The sequence below is a fragment of the Enterococcus sp. AAFC-DPL-6103 genome (assembly GCF_058216595.1).
The window spans coordinates 2141119-2157482 of record NZ_CM177102.1; the positions used below are offsets into that span (position 1 = coordinate 2141119).

Annotated in this window: 14 protein-coding genes and 3 pseudogenes; 3 read left to right on the plus strand and 14 right to left on the minus strand. The window is 32.6% G+C overall.

The window, feature by feature from the left end; all coding sequences use genetic code 11:
- Positions 1–61: 61 nt before the first annotated feature.
- Positions 62–421 (plus strand): annotated as a pseudogene (locus tag AC4BC3_RS10170) (hypothetical protein); the annotation flags it as partial.
- Here AC4BC3_RS10170 and AC4BC3_RS10175 read toward each other — a convergent pair.
- Positions 353–681: pseudogene (locus tag AC4BC3_RS10175) on the minus strand (nucleotidyl transferase AbiEii/AbiGii toxin family protein); the annotation flags it as partial. The pseudogenes AC4BC3_RS10170 and AC4BC3_RS10175 sit on opposite strands and share 69 nt — an antisense overlap.
- A 433-nt stretch (positions 682–1114) precedes the next feature.
- Here AC4BC3_RS10175 and AC4BC3_RS10180 point away from each other — a divergent pair.
- The gene (locus AC4BC3_RS10180; protein WP_490466423.1) at positions 1115–2356 is read left to right on the plus strand and encodes an MFS transporter; all 1242 of its coding nucleotides are present in this window, start codon (positions 1115–1117) and stop codon (positions 2354–2356) included.
- A gap of 343 nt (positions 2357–2699) precedes the next feature.
- Here AC4BC3_RS10180 and AC4BC3_RS10185 read toward each other — a convergent pair whose 3' ends face one another.
- The 5 genes from AC4BC3_RS10185 to AC4BC3_RS10205 are packed head-to-tail and all read right to left on the minus strand — an operon-like array spanning position 2700 to position 9107.
- Positions 2700–3458, minus strand: coding sequence for a hypothetical protein (locus AC4BC3_RS10185; protein ID WP_490466424.1), 759 nt, complete (start codon positions 3456–3458; stop codon positions 2700–2702).
- Positions 3445–5910 (minus strand): hypothetical protein, encoded by a 2466-nt coding sequence (locus AC4BC3_RS10190; protein ID WP_490466425.1) that lies wholly within the window; start codon positions 5908–5910, stop codon positions 3445–3447. Before AC4BC3_RS10190 ends, AC4BC3_RS10185 begins: the two co-directional genes overlap by 14 nt.
- A 5-nt stretch (positions 5911–5915) precedes the next feature.
- Positions 5916–6173 (minus strand): DUF2087 domain-containing protein, encoded by a 258-nt coding sequence (locus AC4BC3_RS10195; protein ID WP_490466426.1) that lies wholly within the window; start codon positions 6171–6173, stop codon positions 5916–5918.
- Positions 6174–6175: 2 nt separating this feature from the next.
- On the minus strand, positions 6176–7354 hold the full coding sequence (locus tag AC4BC3_RS10200) for an MFS transporter (protein ID WP_490466427.1): 1179 nt from the start codon (positions 7352–7354) through the stop codon (positions 6176–6178).
- Positions 7355–7373: 19 nt separating this feature from the next.
- On the minus strand, positions 7374–9107 hold the full coding sequence (locus tag AC4BC3_RS10205; RefSeq protein ID WP_490466428.1) for a YcaO-like family protein: 1734 nt from the start codon (positions 9105–9107) through the stop codon (positions 7374–7376).
- A 541-nt stretch (positions 9108–9648) separates the two neighbouring features.
- Here AC4BC3_RS10205 and AC4BC3_RS10210 point away from each other — a divergent pair.
- Positions 9649–9813: pseudogene (locus AC4BC3_RS10210) on the plus strand (PTS sugar transporter subunit IIB); the annotation flags it as partial.
- An 85-nt stretch (positions 9814–9898) separates the two neighbouring features.
- Here AC4BC3_RS10210 and AC4BC3_RS10215 read toward each other — a convergent pair.
- From AC4BC3_RS10215 to AC4BC3_RS10250, 8 genes are all read right to left on the minus strand, one after another.
- A complete protein-coding gene (locus AC4BC3_RS10215) occupies positions 9899–10618 on the minus strand; it encodes an HAD family hydrolase (protein WP_490466429.1) in 720 nt (239 codons plus the stop codon).
- A gap of 216 nt (positions 10619–10834) precedes the next feature.
- Positions 10835–11494, minus strand: a complete 660-nt coding sequence (locus AC4BC3_RS10220; RefSeq protein WP_206907290.1) for a bifunctional 4-hydroxy-2-oxoglutarate aldolase/2-dehydro-3-deoxy-phosphogluconate aldolase — start codon at positions 11492–11494, stop codon at positions 10835–10837.
- Positions 11495–11524: 30 nt separating this feature from the next.
- Positions 11525–12589, minus strand: coding sequence for a mannonate dehydratase (gene uxuA, locus AC4BC3_RS10225; protein WP_490466430.1), 1065 nt, complete (start codon positions 12587–12589; stop codon positions 11525–11527).
- A 17-nt stretch (positions 12590–12606) separates the two neighbouring features.
- Positions 12607–13050 carry a PTS sugar transporter subunit IIA gene (locus AC4BC3_RS10230; protein WP_490466431.1) on the minus strand — a complete coding sequence of 148 codons (444 nt, stop codon included), beginning with the start codon at positions 13048–13050 and terminating at the stop codon, positions 12607–12609.
- Positions 13044–13970, minus strand: a complete 927-nt coding sequence (locus tag AC4BC3_RS10235; protein WP_490466432.1) for a hypothetical protein — start codon at positions 13968–13970, stop codon at positions 13044–13046. The genes AC4BC3_RS10230 and AC4BC3_RS10235 overlap by 7 nt, the downstream gene beginning before the upstream one ends.
- Positions 13971–14055: 85 nt before the next feature.
- A complete protein-coding gene (locus AC4BC3_RS10240) occupies positions 14056–14562 on the minus strand; it encodes a PTS sugar transporter subunit IIB (protein WP_490466433.1) in 507 nt (168 codons plus the stop codon).
- Positions 14563–14583: 21 nt separating this feature from the next.
- Entirely contained in the window at positions 14584–15450 is an 867-nt protein-coding gene (locus AC4BC3_RS10245; RefSeq protein WP_206907298.1) for a PTS system mannose/fructose/sorbose family transporter subunit IID, read from the minus strand.
- Between the two features lie 21 nt (positions 15451–15471).
- Positions 15472–16314 (minus strand): PTS mannose/fructose/sorbose/N-acetylgalactosamine transporter subunit IIC, encoded by an 843-nt coding sequence (locus tag AC4BC3_RS10250; protein WP_490466434.1) that lies wholly within the window; start codon positions 16312–16314, stop codon positions 15472–15474.
- Positions 16315–16364: the final 50 nt, after the last annotated feature.

The following is a 16364-nucleotide window of genomic DNA, read 5'->3' on the forward strand; positions in this document are numbered from 1 at the left end:
AAAAAAGGTAGCCTAACCTCAAAAACGTTAACTAACGTTGACTCTTTGTCAATAAAGACTAATCATGGCTGAAGCAATCAGAAATCCACTCATGGACAAATTCATTAAAGATTTGATCATTCAAATTTTGGCCATGATTACTGAACAAGAACGTACCTAATCTAAACGACGCTAGGCATAAAGGATTTAAATTGCTAAAGCGAATAGCGTTTACAAAGGACGTCCGAAGCTTTATATTATAGACGCAAAAGATCCCCAACGTCGCCTTGTTTATAAAAGCATTGTTGAGGATCTTAAAAATGGAGTTGGCATTTCAAAGATTGTAAATGATTATAACAATACCAGACAAGTGGTCTACTTCAGGACAAATCGAATCTCCTATTGTCACATCCATTTTAAACGGCACACGTGCTTTCTCTAAATTAGCCATCAATTTAATTTTTCTTCAGTTAATTTCCTATTTCTAAATGTCGGATTGCTATCAATTGTTGTTCTTCTATCGCTTCCATATTTTGATCCTAATAAAAAGCCGCCTTTTAAAATGAAGTCATTTTTATACTTTGATTCAGAAATTTGTTCAATTAAACCATCCATCATAAAATGCCTTTGCACTAACTGTACATTTAATCCTGTACTCTTTGCTAAATTTCTGGTTTTTGCTCCAAATTGTGTCGGTGTCATTTTTTCCTCCATCAACATAAGCTTTGCATATGGTATTTCATTTCGGGTTCACTTTCATCTCTCGGATTCCAAATTTCACAAAGTGTACGTTCTTTGTTTTCATTCAGTTCTAAAGCGACTTTTCAATAGCTTTTCAGAAAATAAATGGTCGGATTTTTTTCCATTGTCTTACTCTCCTCCAAAAAAGATACGTCCAAATACTAGCACCTTCTACTAACTTTTCAGAGCAAAAAAATTTTTACAAGGACTATAAATTGGCAATCAGTGTCTTAAATGAAAATTTTCTAATGTCCCAATGAAATGATTTTTTTTGCGTACTTACGCAAATGTTACCAAATAGTATCTATTGCACTAAAAAGTAGGTACTTTCTACTTTCGTAAATAAGGTCTATATTTTCTATTCGTCAGGTAACAAACTTTTAGGAGGACAAAAATGAAAAATAAAATCTCACCCACGTTTACGTTGATGGCATTGGTTATCAATGCCTTTGCAATTGGTTCAACTGAATTTATCAGTGTTGGTCTCATGCCTTTAATTGTTGAGAGCTTTCACGTTAGTTTGGCACAAGCAGGACTGACAGTTTCCCTTTACGCAATTGGCGTTACTGTTGGTGCACCAGTCTTAACTATTTTAACTGGAAAATGGAATCGAAAATCTTTAATGATGATGATTATGTCTTTATTCATTATTGGAAATCTATTTGCTGCGTTTGCTGCAAGTTTTACCATGTTACTAATTGGTCGTGTTATTTCTGCCCTTGCACACGGTATCTTTATGTCAGTTTCAAGTGTCATTGCAGCAGATGTTGTTGCACCACATAAACGTGCCAGCGCAATCGCTATTATGTTTACTGGCTTAACTGTCGCTACTGTAACAGGCGTTCCATTAGGTACATTTATAGGGCAACAGACGAGTTGGCACATGACATTCATTTTTATTGCAGTTGTCGGTGCTATAGGGTTACTTGCCAATTTATTCTTGATCCCAAGTGGTTTACCCGTCCCAGGATCGATAGATTTAAAAGGTATTCTACGAATTTTTAAAAATAAATTTTTAGTTGGTTCCTTTTTGGTTACTGCTCTCGGCTATGGCGGAACTTTCGCTGCGTATACTTATCTCACACCAATTTTACAAGATAAAATTGGTTACTCTGCACATGCTGTCGTTATCTTATTAGTTATTTATGGGCTAATGGTAGCCATTGGAAATACGATTGGTGGGCATTATTCTAATCAACAACCTTTGAAAGCTCTAGGTATTATGTTTGGTTTGCTAGTACTTTCTCTTCTATTTCTATTTTTTACGATTTTAAGCGGAAATAAATTATTAGCAACAGTCGCCACTCTCGTCTTGGGACTCTTCTCATTCATGAATGTACCCGGATTACAATTTTATGTTGTCCAACTGGCGGAAAACTATACACCAAAAGATATTACCCTAGCCTCAGCATTTAATATTTCTGCATTCAATATTGGAATTGCATTCGGCTCATTTATTGGGGGACAGGTAACTAAAACCGTTGGTGTTAGCTACACACCAATTTTTGGAGCAATCATCGTCTTATTGGCTGTTTTTTTAGTTTTAAAATTGATTGCTGAAAATAAAAAAATAGAACCACTATCTTTAACTGCCAAGGAAATGAATCCTGAAAATTCAATTGGTCGCACAAAATAAAGAAACCGAAAAGAAAGGAATCTTTTCGGTTTCTTTTATTTCTTCTAACGCAATTTTATACATAATATTTGGTCTTAATAATTTATAAAAAGACAGTTTAGTTCTCTAATCCAATTTATTTGTCTCCAATTTTTTGATAGACTTTTCATGACATTTAGAATATCAATACTAAACTCTGAAAGGTCTATTCTCTTTTTACTATCGCAAATAAAATTTAAAATAAAGGATTGGATAAATATATATGAGCCTGAATAGAATGGATAACTAAAAATCTCTGGTATCTCTTTCCAGTTAGCATTTTTTATTAATTCAATATTTATTCCATTTTTTATTGCAATAGTGTTCAATAGCCTCTGCACTTCATCTTCATCAATTTTTTTTTATATAAATGATATAAAAAATCTGTATATATCACATTGTTAGTTAATTTCTGATGTAAAACACTTTTATATGACAATAAATCCTTATCCATTCCCATTTTGAGATAATGATAGTTATAGTAAAAGTAAAATTCAAATATATGGGCAAAAAGTTCATCAAGCTCAATGGGAACATAGTAACTATTATCATATTTAAAACTATTATAAATAGCGTGCCCTATTTCATGAAAAAGGTAAATAGATTCTTCAAAAGAAACCCGCTCCTTTTTTCTACCCATTAAAATAACGCTTTTTTTAGAATATGGTAGCTCTACACATTTATATTCATTACTTGAACAATATTCAAAGTGGATATCTAACTTAATCTTTTTTTTGATTTCTGATACCAAATTACTATTAGTAAAAAACATTAGAAGATCATTAACATTCAATTTTTCGATTTGGACTGTAGTTATCTGTCTATTACTTAGATGGTGATTTGAAATCAGGTCGTCTATTTCTGGATAATTATTTCTTTTTCTCCAGTCGTAATAATCGATTTTACTTCCCACATCCATTTCAGGTAAGTGTTCAAACGGCATGTTCTCATTCTTAATCTTATCCGAAGCATGAATTCTTTCAATTTGAAATATATATTTACTATCTACATTTATATTATAATTATTTAAGAATTTTAAATTTTCGATTTCTTCTAGAATACACCACGCTTTATAAAATTCCATTTTTATAAATCGTCTCCTTAAAACTAAGTAATATTTCTTTATATATTTCTCTTTCAAGCTTTGTATTTGTTCCGATAATTCGATTATTACTAATGTGTATTAAAGACTGAATTTCTTGAATAGGTACAACTGATAATTTCTCTCTAGATATTATTTCTTGAAGCTTCATTAATTTTTTTTCATATATTTTATTTTTATTTTTTTGGACATATGCTTTCAATTCATTGTTTCGTTTTATTGTGTGATACTTTTCTAATACCTTCACTTTACTAATTAATGAGTCGTCATAAAATGCTGCTAACCACGTGTTAGTATTTATAATAATATTAGAGATTTCATCATAAAATGCTTTTGCTATATTATCATAAAAATACGAATCATAAATAGAAAACTTTTTAAACACCCTATTACCTATATTGTAGTATCTATACGATTCATAGTAATACCTTTCTATTTTTATGTGTACACCGCTTTTTCGTATATTTTCAAATTCTAACAATAGTTTCGGAATGTAATCCGCTTTAACTCTTAGTCTTACCTCTAGATTTCCTCTAGTATTTTTATAGTTTATCCAAAAGTAATGTTTTATACTTACTTTTTTTATTAATTCATCTTTTATTCTATGCAGATCTTTATTGGAATGATATTCATCAGCGATAAGTTTAATAGTATAAAACAATTCTTCATTATACTGATTATCATTATTTAGTAAATTTCTACTAATATACTTACTCTTTGTAATTTCCCTAGGCGGAAATGAAATAATGCATTGATTAGCGTGAGTTAGATTATTGATATATATTGGTGAGTATTCTTGCAAGTTTTCTTTGAGTATTACTTCTTTTCCTTTTTTCACTTGAGAATAAAGGAATTTTAAATCTTCAATTATTTTTAGATTGTACAAGCTTTGTATGTCTTCATTCATTAATACTACCTCAGTAGATATCAAATTGTTACCTATCAGTTGTTCAATAAATAAAGTAAATTTTTCAAAACTGCTAACATTATATTTTAAACTAGAAAAGTTCCATGTTTTTTTATTCAATATCATATTGTTTATTCTAACTTCTGGAGAAAAAAAACTATCTTTTAGCAAAAATTTATTCCTGATGTTACAGGTCAAATTATTTTTATTAGAACAGATTAGTAATAGTTGGAAAGGTATCGGATAAAGATTTAAGTTAAGATTATTTTTTGCAATTAAATTTACTGGACACCTTTTTACACTATCGTAAACAAAGAATTCGTTATTTTCAGCAACACCTATAAAATAACGAGAAAATCCTTCTGATATTATCTTTTCCTCATTACTTTTGTTTTTTCTTGTAAGATACCAAATAGTATCGTCAAAAAAATTATATTCAATAATATCACTCTCTGTTTTAAAAAAAGAATGTGATTTTCCAGAATTAAATATATTATGTCCTGTATCAATATCAATTATTTTTTTTTCGTTTTTTAAATATAAATGAAAGAACAAATCAAATCCTTGATCACTTTCATTTTTCTCTGATAAAACGTGTTTTTTCAATTCCTTCCAGTTTACATTTATAACTTGTTTGTTTAACAATATTGCTTCTTGCTGCTTTTCTTTTATAAATGTAATAAATGTGCTATTAGGAGCTACTTCAGATTTTATAGTTAGAATATTTTTTATAAATTCAGGATCCTTAATCAATACTTCTAGTGGAACCAAGTTTTCTCCATACTTTTCTACGAAATTATTTACTGATGTAGAATAACCTTCATAATATACACCAGATAGAAGTGCTCTCATAACTGATTCTGTATAGGCTATCATAGAGTCATCTAATTTAACTTCGCTTAAGCTAGATATACTTTTGTCTATAAACCCATTTTTACGACCAAATTTTTTCAATGTTCTATTCTGCATCAATAAAAACTCATTATTGATTAAATCATCTACACTTTCTCGTACTATTTCCTCAGATAAAGATAATTGCTTACATAATATACTTATTAAATTATTATAGGTATACTTTTGTTTATTTAATAAACTATTTATTGATTGTGTAAAAAAGTTAGACTCAATTTTTTTTATGGAACTCTTACTGGTAAAAACGAGAAAAATATTATCCGTATATTTATAGATGAAAGGGTTTAACTCTAACTTAACATCAGTATTATGTTTATTTGAAATGTACTGTTTTTCGATTTTTTTATTTTGATTAATTTGATTTTTTTGATAAGGACTGTTCATCAAAAATTCATCCACCATGTCATCAAATTGAGTTGTTCTATACGATGCTCGTAAATAGTATTTTAATTTTTTAGCGTAATAACTAGTTGATATATCACTAAAGGAATAAGAAACTGCATCTTTATAACTTAGATCAATTAGCTTATTAACAGTAGAAATTTTGTTATGTTTAACTAAACTATTTATACACAGAGGTAATATAGGAGAACGTACGATAATAGGACTATTCATATCTATTACCGCTCTTTCAATATTTTTGTATATATGGATCCGTCATTTTCCCTAAGGAGGTATCCATAATCAATAAGATATCTCCTTAGAATAGCGAAGTCAGGATAAATATTTTTTAAAATAGCGTTAATTTCACTTTCAGTATATTCTCTATCGAATTCAAATTTTTCATGTAAATAATCAAATAGTAATAACTTATATTTTTCTTTTTTAGGAATTTGTCTAAGCTCTCCTTCAAAAAAAAATTTTTCTATATTATCCATATTTATATCTCCCTTTTTCTATTTAGTGAAAGTACGATTAAAAGAACCATTGAAAATATTACAAAAATTAACCATGAGGTTTTAATTCCATAGATATCTGATAGTTTTCCATTTATAAGCAACATGAAACTGACCACAAAAGAAACCAGTGTATAATATACCGAAATAATACTCGCCCTTAATTCGTTTGAAACAATTAATTCATCATGAATATATGTCACTATCAATGTTGAACATATTCCAAATATGAAAACGTGACCTAAAAAGAAAAAATAATTTAAGATATCAAGAGAAACTAATGTAATAATAGTGCCGTCTATGATAATTAAAGAGTACATAAGTTTTTTGGTATTTGAACTTGATTTGATAAATTTTGATATAAATAGATTGGATAAGATTGTTGCCATTCCTATAAGAATCCAAAAATAACCAGTTACAATATCATTATTTTTATTAGTTATAATCATTTGCCATTGATTAGACGGTCCAACATCTAGAATAGAAGGTATAATAAATAACATAATATAAAACCAAAACCCATTGGTATTAGATATAATAGTAAAAATTTCACGAATATTCTCTTTGTATATATGTGTAAATTCTTTGATAGTCAGTTTTTTTATAATTCTAGGTTCATCTATAAAAAATAGTGCTAAGATGGCTATTAGAAAAAAAGAAACCATTGATATAAAAAAAGGTATTTGAATGTTTATTTTCGCAAAATATTGGGCTCCAATAAATCCAGATGCTATTCCTATAATTGGTGAAATAGTTCTTACTCGAGAAAAAATATTTCTCATAGAGATATTTTTATCTTCTCCTTTGACTTCGTTCGTTATCCATGTATCTAAAGTCCCGGAAGACAGTGCTTCTGCTACTCCAGTGAATATTCCCGATAGGATAAGAATTTTAATATTATAGGAAAATAAAAGGGTCATCAATCCTATAGCTCTAGTACAATAACTCAAAATGAGAGTTTTTCTGGTTCCAATTGTATCTACAAATGTCCCCGATGGAATTTCCATAACTGTACTTACAAACCAAAAAATAGAAAGATACAAATTAATTTCCAGAAAGGAATATCCTTTTTGATTCAAAAATATATAAGAAATTGCTCCAAATAATTGTAATGCGAATACTACTAAACCATTGAAAATATAATATATCGATATTTTTGACATAACTTTTCTCCAAACATCGTCAAGTAAATAGTATTTTTTTATTTAGCTGCTTTATGTTAATTAAATTTTTAGTAAGCTTATTCATTTCGTTATCAATATCTTGCATTTCGGGGATAATAACTCTAACTGTTTTTAGTGGCACATCTTTTCTAGATAAATCATAAAAAAATACTTCATACCCATTTTGATTTAACGCAGAATTCAGTTCATCAATGCTTATATTTTTTGTACTAAGAACCTCATCACAATATAGTATTTTTTTTCTTTCTTGTTTGTTTAAAAAAATAGAATAATAGTCTTGCTTACCATTTCCCCATTCTTTATATGCTTTATAATCGGTTTCCAGTATTTCTCCAGTGTTTTTTAATATAATTTGAGAAGTTCTTAACTGAAAAGCTTCGCAAACTGCTCTTCTTATAGCTATATCTAAGCTAAGTGCTGCCCCAGAGCCATGGGTAGCTTTAGGAAATTCTGTTTTATTTTCTAATACACAATGAACAACATACACCCCATATTTTTTCGATAACAGCGTTAAATTTAGATTGAAATTCTGATATATAGATTTTAACCATGGTATATTTAAAATTTCTATACTGGGCAAATCTATATCAATAATTTTTTTATTAATATCATTATTTCTGAATAATATAGAATAATAGTTTCTCTCTATAATTTCTAAAATTCCTTGTAGAATAGCTTCCTTTAAAGTTGTTCCTGATGCTAACCCTGTAGTAGATTGTGAAGTAAAATGTAAACTTTTATTTTTTACATATGGAAAAAAAATCACATTTGCAGGAATTAGAGTATCAATATTATCCTTTAAGTTTTTTCCACGAACCCATTCAATTCTTTTTTTTGATGAATAGTTGAGCTCTTTTAACGGAAATAAACGAGTAGGAGAAAGATATTCTAAATTTGAATTGACAATCCATTCCTCTGATTCTAAAATAGTTTCTTCATCCCCAAATACTCGAGCACTGTATCTCTCTATGCTTTCCCCTATGGCACTTTCTTTTGCTTGTTCATTATTAATCCCTTTTCCACCATGATAAGTATATTTTTTTTCTTCTATCTTCGATGCTGATACTGCCCCATAAACTGGATAATAAAAACGATCTTGTTGTGATAGATTTTCATATTCAACAACTGGGGATAATCTGCCAGTGAAGCTTTCTAAATTTAAAATTTTATTTTCTCTATGACTAGTTCCATTATTTTTGTAGTTATTCAAGCTATCAATAATAGGAGGCACAAAATTTTTACATCTCGGAAAACAAATTATTTGCGTAGGGTAATTTAATTTTGTTTTCCTATCGTATATTCCTATTTTAAATTTTTTTAGTTTCTCCATTACTTGCTTCAAAAAAAATGTACTGTTTTCAAAGAGAAAAACAGTGTCTTCTAACGTATTAGCTAGTTCATAAATGTCATTATTACATCCTTCAACATATCTTTCTATTAGACAATCTATACACACATTCACATTTTTAGAAATAAACAGAATCAAATCAAAAAAAACTAAAAACTTATCGTTTCCATCATTTAAATCTATTTGTGTTCTGAAATCTGCCATATTTTTAATAATATAAACATCAAAATGATTAATAGAAATTTTTTTGTTGTCTCTATTTTCTAACTCATTAAATAATGGAAACTCTGCCTTGATTTGCTCTTCAATTGCAATTTGTTCTTCAGCTTCGAAAAAGAAGTACCTATTATCCTTCAAATAGATTAACTTTTCTCTTTGAATCATTAGTAAATTATTCATAAGATTTTATTGAAACTAGAAAGGCGTAGAAACAACTACGCCTTCAAAGATTAGTTACCTGTATAGCTAGATTTTGATTGTGATGCAACAGGTTTCTTAATTTTTACTTCTTTAATTTTAACTAGTTTCATTTTTCTACCTCCTAACAGATTTAAAAAAACGAATATTCAGAATATTCAATAATATTTGATTTTTCAAAATAATCTTACAATAAAAATTGAAAATATTCTTTTTATTTCATAAATACTTGTTTTTAGAGCATAAGTGTCACTTTCACCATATTTTCACGTATACATCTGACTAGATTAAACATTACGTTGAAGATGACTTGATTAGCTATTCTTACTAGTATTAACATAGAAAAACTAGATATCATTGTTCTCTAATAAAAATAACTAATGTATGTAGCAGTCAGTTGAGCACTTCATTCATTAATTATGTGTAAGATTTTTATTATTATATTTTACTTGAATTTCTATTCCAAAATAGCAAGTTTAACGCTAAAAAAGGTGTACATAAATAAATTCTGCGTGTTTCTGTCACCGATGGTCAGCTTGTCAATAAACAAGTTATCCAAGAACTAGGTGCTACAGCTGTTTTTGAAGTCAAAGGTGGTATTCAAGCCGTTTTTGGTGGTAAAGCAGATCTTTTGAGTCAAGAGATCAATCAAATTTTAAATAAAGATAATTAACAGTTTACAACTTGTTGCTTGCATAAAAAAAGAAGCTCAGCTGCCTCACAATCAGCAGTTGAGCTTCTTTCAATTTACTAAACGCTTATAAAAACAACTCTTTTTTCGCCAAAAAATTTCTAGCTTGCAGCAAGTCATGAAATTGATAGTCTGCTGGTGCAGGACGTTCACGTAAACGTGAAAGGTCTTTTTTCAGCGGGTAGCGCCCTTTTCTAACTGGCAAATCTGTAATATCATCTTCAACTAAAACAGAACGAATTCCTGCACGACGTGCTGCTTCGATCCCCACTCTTGAATCTTCAAAGACAAGAGCATGAGTTGGATCGATACCAGCTTTTTGACTTGCTTTTAAAAAAATCTCTGGATTTGGTTTCCCTGCTTCAACCTCGTCTCCTGCCAATATCACATCAAAATAGTCAGTGATTCCTTCCATCTCTAAGTAAGCCAAGACTTTTTCTCGCTTTGATGACGAAGCAACAGCGATTTTAACTCCTTGTTCTTTGGCAAAATCTAGCAACGGCACCAAGCCATATTTTTTATGAACTGTTTTTTCTTTCGCCAGTAGTTCATTTTTAAACACATTCATTGAATCACGCCATTCATTGTAAGGAACGTCCTCACCGTAGAGTTCTTTCATCCCCAAACGAATATCAGAATCTGTTTTTCCTGTCAAATAATAATAAACATTATGATTCAATTCATAATCATGTTTTTCTGCAGAATTGAAGTAGCCTCGATAACTAAGACGACCTGTATCAAACATAAGTCCATCCATATCAAAAATAAATAATTCGATTTTATTCATAATAGCCTCCAATAACTTGAGTTGATTCATTCTACCCCAAAAGGAAAAGAAAGGACAGCAGTAAGCGATGAAGGAAACAGCTAATGAAAAAGTAAAATAGGTTGTTAATTTCCCTTGCCTAATTCATCAAGTAGTCATTCTCGTCAAAAAGGTGGGCAAAACGCCTAGTCGTTTTGTCCCACCCATTTTCTTACCTCTTGGATCCATTCCACAACCTTATCCACTTATCCTAAAAGATTGTCCCTTGACTGTTTCTATTAATTCGTTCAGGTGCTGACTGGCAGTTACTCCATCATCTTGTTTCAAACTTGTTTCTGAAAGAATAAATGACCCGCCAACTGCTATTACCTGAGAATGGTTCAAGTAATCGAGAACATTGGTCTCATCAATACCACCGGTGGGCAAAAATTTCACGTCATAAAAGGGCCCACTCAACGCCTTGATTGCCTTTAGCCCACCATAGATATCTGCTGGAAAAAATTTGACAATATGAATGCCATAATCCACTGCCTGTTGGATTTCACTAGGGGTTGCTGTTCCAGGGAATACAGGGATATCTTGAGTTAAACTATATTCGATAACTTCTGGGATCACAGCTGGTGACACAATAAATTTCGCACCATTTTTAATTGCTGCCTTTGCCTGTGTCAATGTTCGCACAGTGCCCGCGCCCACCAACAGTTTTCCAGATTTTGCTAATTTTTTGATGGCTGCTTCTGCCAATTCACTACGAAATGTGACTTCAACTAACGGTAACTGATTTGCTAACAGAATTTCTTCCAAGCGATCCAGATAGTCAAGATTCGTTGCAGTATAAAGCGGCAATAACTTTGCTTCCTCTATTTTTTGATAAACTTCGCTTTGAACTGTCTGCATTTTCAAACTCGCTCCCTCACAAAACGTGATCTATTTTTTTGCTTTTGTGATTGCTTCGTGTAACCCTTGCATATAAGTGATTCCCATCGCTCGGTCATATAGACCATAACCTGGCATCGCTACTTCGCCCCAGATCGTTCGGCCATGGTCAGGGCGAATCACGCCATCAAAACCAACATCCACTAAGGCTTGCATCAATGCATACATATCTAGTGAACCTTCTGTTGACAAATGTGCTGTTTCTTTAAATTTTCTTTCTCCCATAAAGCCAACATTTCTAAAGTGAACAAAGTTGATTCGTTCCCCAACCTCATGAATGATTTCAACCAAGTCATTTGCTGGATCTGCTCCCAATGAACCAGTGCATAACGTGATTCCGTTGTAAGGAGAATCAACAATTGATAAAATTCGTTTTAAGTCTGCTAGGTTTTTTGTAATGCGTGGAAAGCCAAAGATTTCCCAAGGTGGATCATCCGGATGAATCGCCATTTTCACATCCATTTCTTCACAAACCGGAATAATTTTTTGCAAGAAATAGGTTAAATTGTCAAATAGAATTTCTTCCGTTACACCTTCATAAATTTCTACCAATCGATTGAATTTATCTAGACGTTCTTTCTCCCAGCCAGGTAAACGAAATCCTTTTGATTGGCTATGGATCAATGTATACATTTCACTTGGTTGCATGTCATCCACAACAGACTGATCATAAACTAATGAAAAGCTGCCATCTGCATTTTCATAAAACAAATTGGTCTTTGCCCAACCAAAAATTGGCTTAAAGCTATAACAAATCAAATGCACGCCACACTTCGACAAATTTTTGATTGTCTGGATATAATTATCAATGTAATGATCTCTCTCATCAGTTCCTGCTTTGATTGCATCATGGATGGCTACACTTTCAATCCCCAATAATTCTAAGTTACCAGCTTCAACAGAATCTTTTAGTTTCTGAATTTCATCAACTGCCCAGACATCACCGGGTAGCTTTTCCAACAAAGTACCTACGATTCCATTGATACCCGGAATTTGGCCTACATTTTCCAGCGGAATCGAGTCTCCTTGACCATACCATCTAAATCCCCACTTCATCTTGGCTTACGCCTCCTTTAAAAGTCATCTTCTTCATCATTTTCTTCAGTCATTGATGTATGCCATGCTTGTAAACTATCTTCTCCTTGTGCAAGAATTGCCGGAGCAACTTGTTCTAAAGGCGTTTCAATCAATTGATGATTGATCGTTTCCAATAGCATAGGTAGGTTAACACCACCGATGACATACACTTGTTCTTGAAGTGTTGGTTCTAATTGACTAACAGCTAGTACTGACTGATTATAAGGACTAGCACTTACTAAATCTGTTAACACAATGACGCCATTCTTTTGATTGACTTCGTGAATTGCTTCTCCAATTTTTTTGCCCAACAGTTGCACATCATCTGCTTGGTTCAAACTAACAGTTGCTGTATTATTCGTTGCCCCAATAATCACTGTGGCAGCATCTTTTAATCCCTCACTCAATGTACCATGTGTTGCAATCACGATCCCTAACATGCTGTTTCCTCCTCGACAGACAATTTTGATTCATTTTTTTTGAAAAAAGTCATCACTTTTGCGATATTTTCCATATTAAGTTCTTTTTGATCGAGCACCGCTCGACTTAAATAAAAGTCAGTTGTTTCTGCTTGATTTTCACCACTAAATAAATACATCGGCTGTTTTTCTAACAATCCTTCGGACACAACCTCAATACCGACTTTTTTAGCAACTTCACTGGTTTTCTTAGGCGCACCTAGTACTCTCAATGGTGCCTTTGCCCCAACACTATCCAATACGTACACTTCACAATTTTTCTTGATGACACTTTGTAATACAGCAACTCCTTGCTCACCGAAACATCCTTCATCAAGCAATGCGTAGGCTGTTTTTTCATCTGGTTCTTCCATCATTGCTAGCAGCGTCAAGATAGATGACGTATTCCGAACAAGATTTTTACGATTCGATAACCCTTGAGTGACCTTGCCTAAAAAATAAAAATAACTGGCAAAGACAGCAATTACGAGCCAAGAACTCAAAGTAGTCACATCAAAAGTCAATGTTTGTTTCATTAAGTAAAGAATCGTCGCTATTAAGCCGATAAAAATCAAACTAACTGTGCCTAATAAAATAAATTTAGTCGTAGCTTTCGCTTGTTCTTTTCGTTGAAACAAAGCATATGCCCCAACATGTCTAGGCGGGGTGTCATAATACGTGCAAATCACTCGCTCGGCATTTTCAACATCGCCAACGTAAATATTTCTGGAAGAAGTTCTTTTTTGTTGGTTATATTCAATGACTTGTACGTCTTCTCGCATCGGTAAAATATCTGCAATGACTGCTGAGATAAATCTTGTTTTTTGTTTGTGTGTGCGCCGTAAGCGATAGATATATTGGTAACGAAACAACCAATCTTGAAAACGTTCCTTTTTTTGCATCGTACTCCCACCTAACCTTGCTCGTTTATTTTAGGAGTCTGGCGTTCAAATCCCAGACTCCATTTGCTGATCTTTCTACGTGATCTCACAAATCAAATTTGCTTAAAATATCTTTTAACGTTGACTTTGGTGCAGATGGTGTTGCTTGGAAATAAATGTTTTCAACTCCATAATCTTCGTTCAATTCTTTTAGTTTTTGCGCATCTTCTTTATTTAAATAAACAGATTTAGTTACTAATAAATCTTTTTCTGGATCCTTTTGAGCAATCCCGCCAATATTTAGTTCTTTCATTGGCACACCATGTTTGACTAAGTCATAGATCACACTTACTGTTTTAGCAATCAAGATACAGTTATATTCTTTAAATTCATATTCATCCCAGTAAAATTTCGCTTTATCACTTGTGATAACAATCGTTTTTTGACCTGTGCGACTTCCCGCGTTTTTATAAAGGTCGCGCATGAATTTATCTTTTGCTACAACGTCATCCACTACAAAAATGGAATTGACACCACTCTTTTGTGACAAAGTCACCATTACTTGACCATGGATCAAACGTTCATCTACACGTGCTAAGTTTATTTTTCCCATCAAAAACACTTCCTTTAATTTTTATAAAATTCCGATACCTGCTAAGACAATCAAAATCAAGGTTAGCCAGAGTAATGCTTGGGTTACCTTCAATCCCTTTTTGGTGTAGAACCAATACACACCCATCACGACTGCCAATGGCAACAAGCCTGGAACAATTTGGTCCAAGATGTCTTGAATGACGAAATCTTTACCAGAAATAACAAACTTCAAGGTTGATTCGACTTTGACATAATTACCAGCTAGGACGCCCATCATGAATAGCCCTAAAACAGATAATGTTTCAATTGCTGTTTGAATACCGGTACTTTGCATCAAACCAGTAGCATTTCGCCCCATTGCAAAAGCTTGTCTTGCAAAGAATACGCCTAAAATCGCTTGATACGTAGCAAAACAGATGAATGGGAACAACGCACCTAATGGGCTCCCTTGTTGGGCCCATGGAACTGCGATTGCGATAAAGATATATTGAACAGTTCCTGAGTCAATTGCATCCCCGATTCCTGCCAACGCCCCCATCAAACCAGCTTTTGTGTTGTACATCAAATCATCTTGCATCAAAACTTCGCTGTCAGTATATTCTTCCTCTGCGCGTTGTTGTTCCATCGAAGACATCAAACCAGTGATTACGCCACCACCCCAACTCAACTGGGTATTGAAAAATAATAATTGCCGCTTATAAGCAGCTCTTCTAGCATCGTCATCTTTATACAATTTTTTTAAAATCGGCATCATTCCATACAGTAACGATGGTGCCAAATAGCGTTCAAACGAGTGCGGAATTTCATTCGCAAAATGCCAACGTAAATAGGCTTTCGTCACATCTTTTTTGGTAATTTCTTCTGGTGCTTGACTGTTTACTTGTGTTTTTTCAATTGCTTCTGTCATCATTCTTCCTCCTTACTTCACTTAGAATCCATCATCGTAGTCATCGTCATCATCATCAAATGTTGTTGTCGCTGCAGTACCATTATCAGTAGCTGCTCGGACATGTTTTCCTTGTTGCGACTTCACGAAAATCAAAGCAATCAATACACCAAAGATTGCGTAAGTTACCATCGTGATTTCTAATGATTTGAAGACAACACTTAAGAAATAAGCCAAGAAGAAGAACACCATGTAATCTTTTCGACCAATAACATACACTGTCGTAGCAATCCCGATTGCCGCTAAACCACCACCAACGACCTCTAAAATATGGATGACGACAGTTCCTTCTAAAGCAGTGATCACATCGGCAATAATTGGTGCCCCTAAGTAAAGCGCAATAAATACTAATGGTACGAATAACAGAAATGAAGCCAAGGTTGGATATAAGATAATCGAACGTTTGATTGCTTTATCATTCAAATCTTCAACAGCTTTATCCGTGTACTTCCCTAAAAATGTGTTGATAAAAAAACGTAATTGATATAAATAACTTCCTAATAATCCTACTGGAACCGCTACTGCAATCGCTGCTTCAGGTGAAAGATCTCCTAGAAGTGCTACTGGAACGGCAACTGCTGCTGCAATAGATGGTTCAGCTGGCATTGAACCTCCAGGTGAAAAGACACCCATATAAATCATTTGTAATGATGCCGTGATAATCATTGCTTGTGCCACATTTCCCATGATGACTCCGACAACTAATCCTGTCATCAATGGTGAGAATCGAAGTGTTAATGTTGCTCCTCCACCAAGCCATCTTGACATGATAGCTGCAACCCATAAGGCGATCAATAAGCTTTGTATGATACTTAAATTTTCCATAAGTCCTCCCCTAAACCTTCGTTCATTTTTTTGACCTAACGATCTTTATT

Excerpts from the sequence above, each read along its gene's own strand:
- AC4BC3_RS10185 (WP_490466424.1), bottom strand. The coding sequence starts at position 3,458 with ATGGAATTTTATAAAGCGTGGTGTATTCTAGAAGAAATCGAAAATTTA.
- uxuA (WP_490466430.1), bottom strand. The coding sequence starts at position 12,589 with ATGAAGTGGGGATTTAGATGGTATGGTCAAGGAGACTCGATTCCGCTG.
- AC4BC3_RS10250 (WP_490466434.1), bottom strand. The coding sequence starts at position 16,314 with ATGGAAAATTTAAGTATCATACAAAGCTTATTGATCGCCTTATGGGTT.
- AC4BC3_RS10215 (WP_490466429.1), bottom strand. The coding sequence starts at position 10,618 with ATGAATAAAATCGAATTATTTATTTTTGATATGGATGGACTTATGTTT.
- AC4BC3_RS10220 (WP_206907290.1), bottom strand. The coding sequence starts at position 11,494 with ATGCAGACAGTTCAAAGCGAAGTTTATCAAAAAATAGAGGAAGCAAAG.
- AC4BC3_RS10195 (WP_490466426.1), bottom strand. The coding sequence starts at position 6,173 with ATGGATAATATAGAAAAATTTTTTTTTGAAGGAGAGCTTAGACAAATT.
- AC4BC3_RS10180 (WP_490466423.1), top strand. The coding sequence starts at position 1,115 with ATGAAAAATAAAATCTCACCCACGTTTACGTTGATGGCATTGGTTATC.
- AC4BC3_RS10205 (WP_490466428.1), bottom strand. The coding sequence starts at position 9,107 with ATGATTCAAAGAGAAAAGTTAATCTATTTGAAGGATAATAGGTACTTC.
- AC4BC3_RS10200 (WP_490466427.1), bottom strand. The coding sequence starts at position 7,354 with ATGTCAAAAATATCGATATATTATATTTTCAATGGTTTAGTAGTATTC.
- AC4BC3_RS10235 (WP_490466432.1), bottom strand. The coding sequence starts at position 13,970 with ATGCAAAAAAAGGAACGTTTTCAAGATTGGTTGTTTCGTTACCAATAT.
- AC4BC3_RS10245 (WP_206907298.1), bottom strand. The coding sequence starts at position 15,450 with ATGACAGAAGCAATTGAAAAAACACAAGTAAACAGTCAAGCACCAGAA.
- AC4BC3_RS10190 (WP_490466425.1), bottom strand. The coding sequence starts at position 5,910 with ATGAATAGTCCTATTATCGTACGTTCTCCTATATTACCTCTGTGTATA.
- AC4BC3_RS10240 (WP_490466433.1), bottom strand. The coding sequence starts at position 14,562 with ATGGGAAAAATAAACTTAGCACGTGTAGATGAACGTTTGATCCATGGT.
- AC4BC3_RS10230 (WP_490466431.1), bottom strand. The coding sequence starts at position 13,050 with ATGTTAGGGATCGTGATTGCAACACATGGTACATTGAGTGAGGGATTA.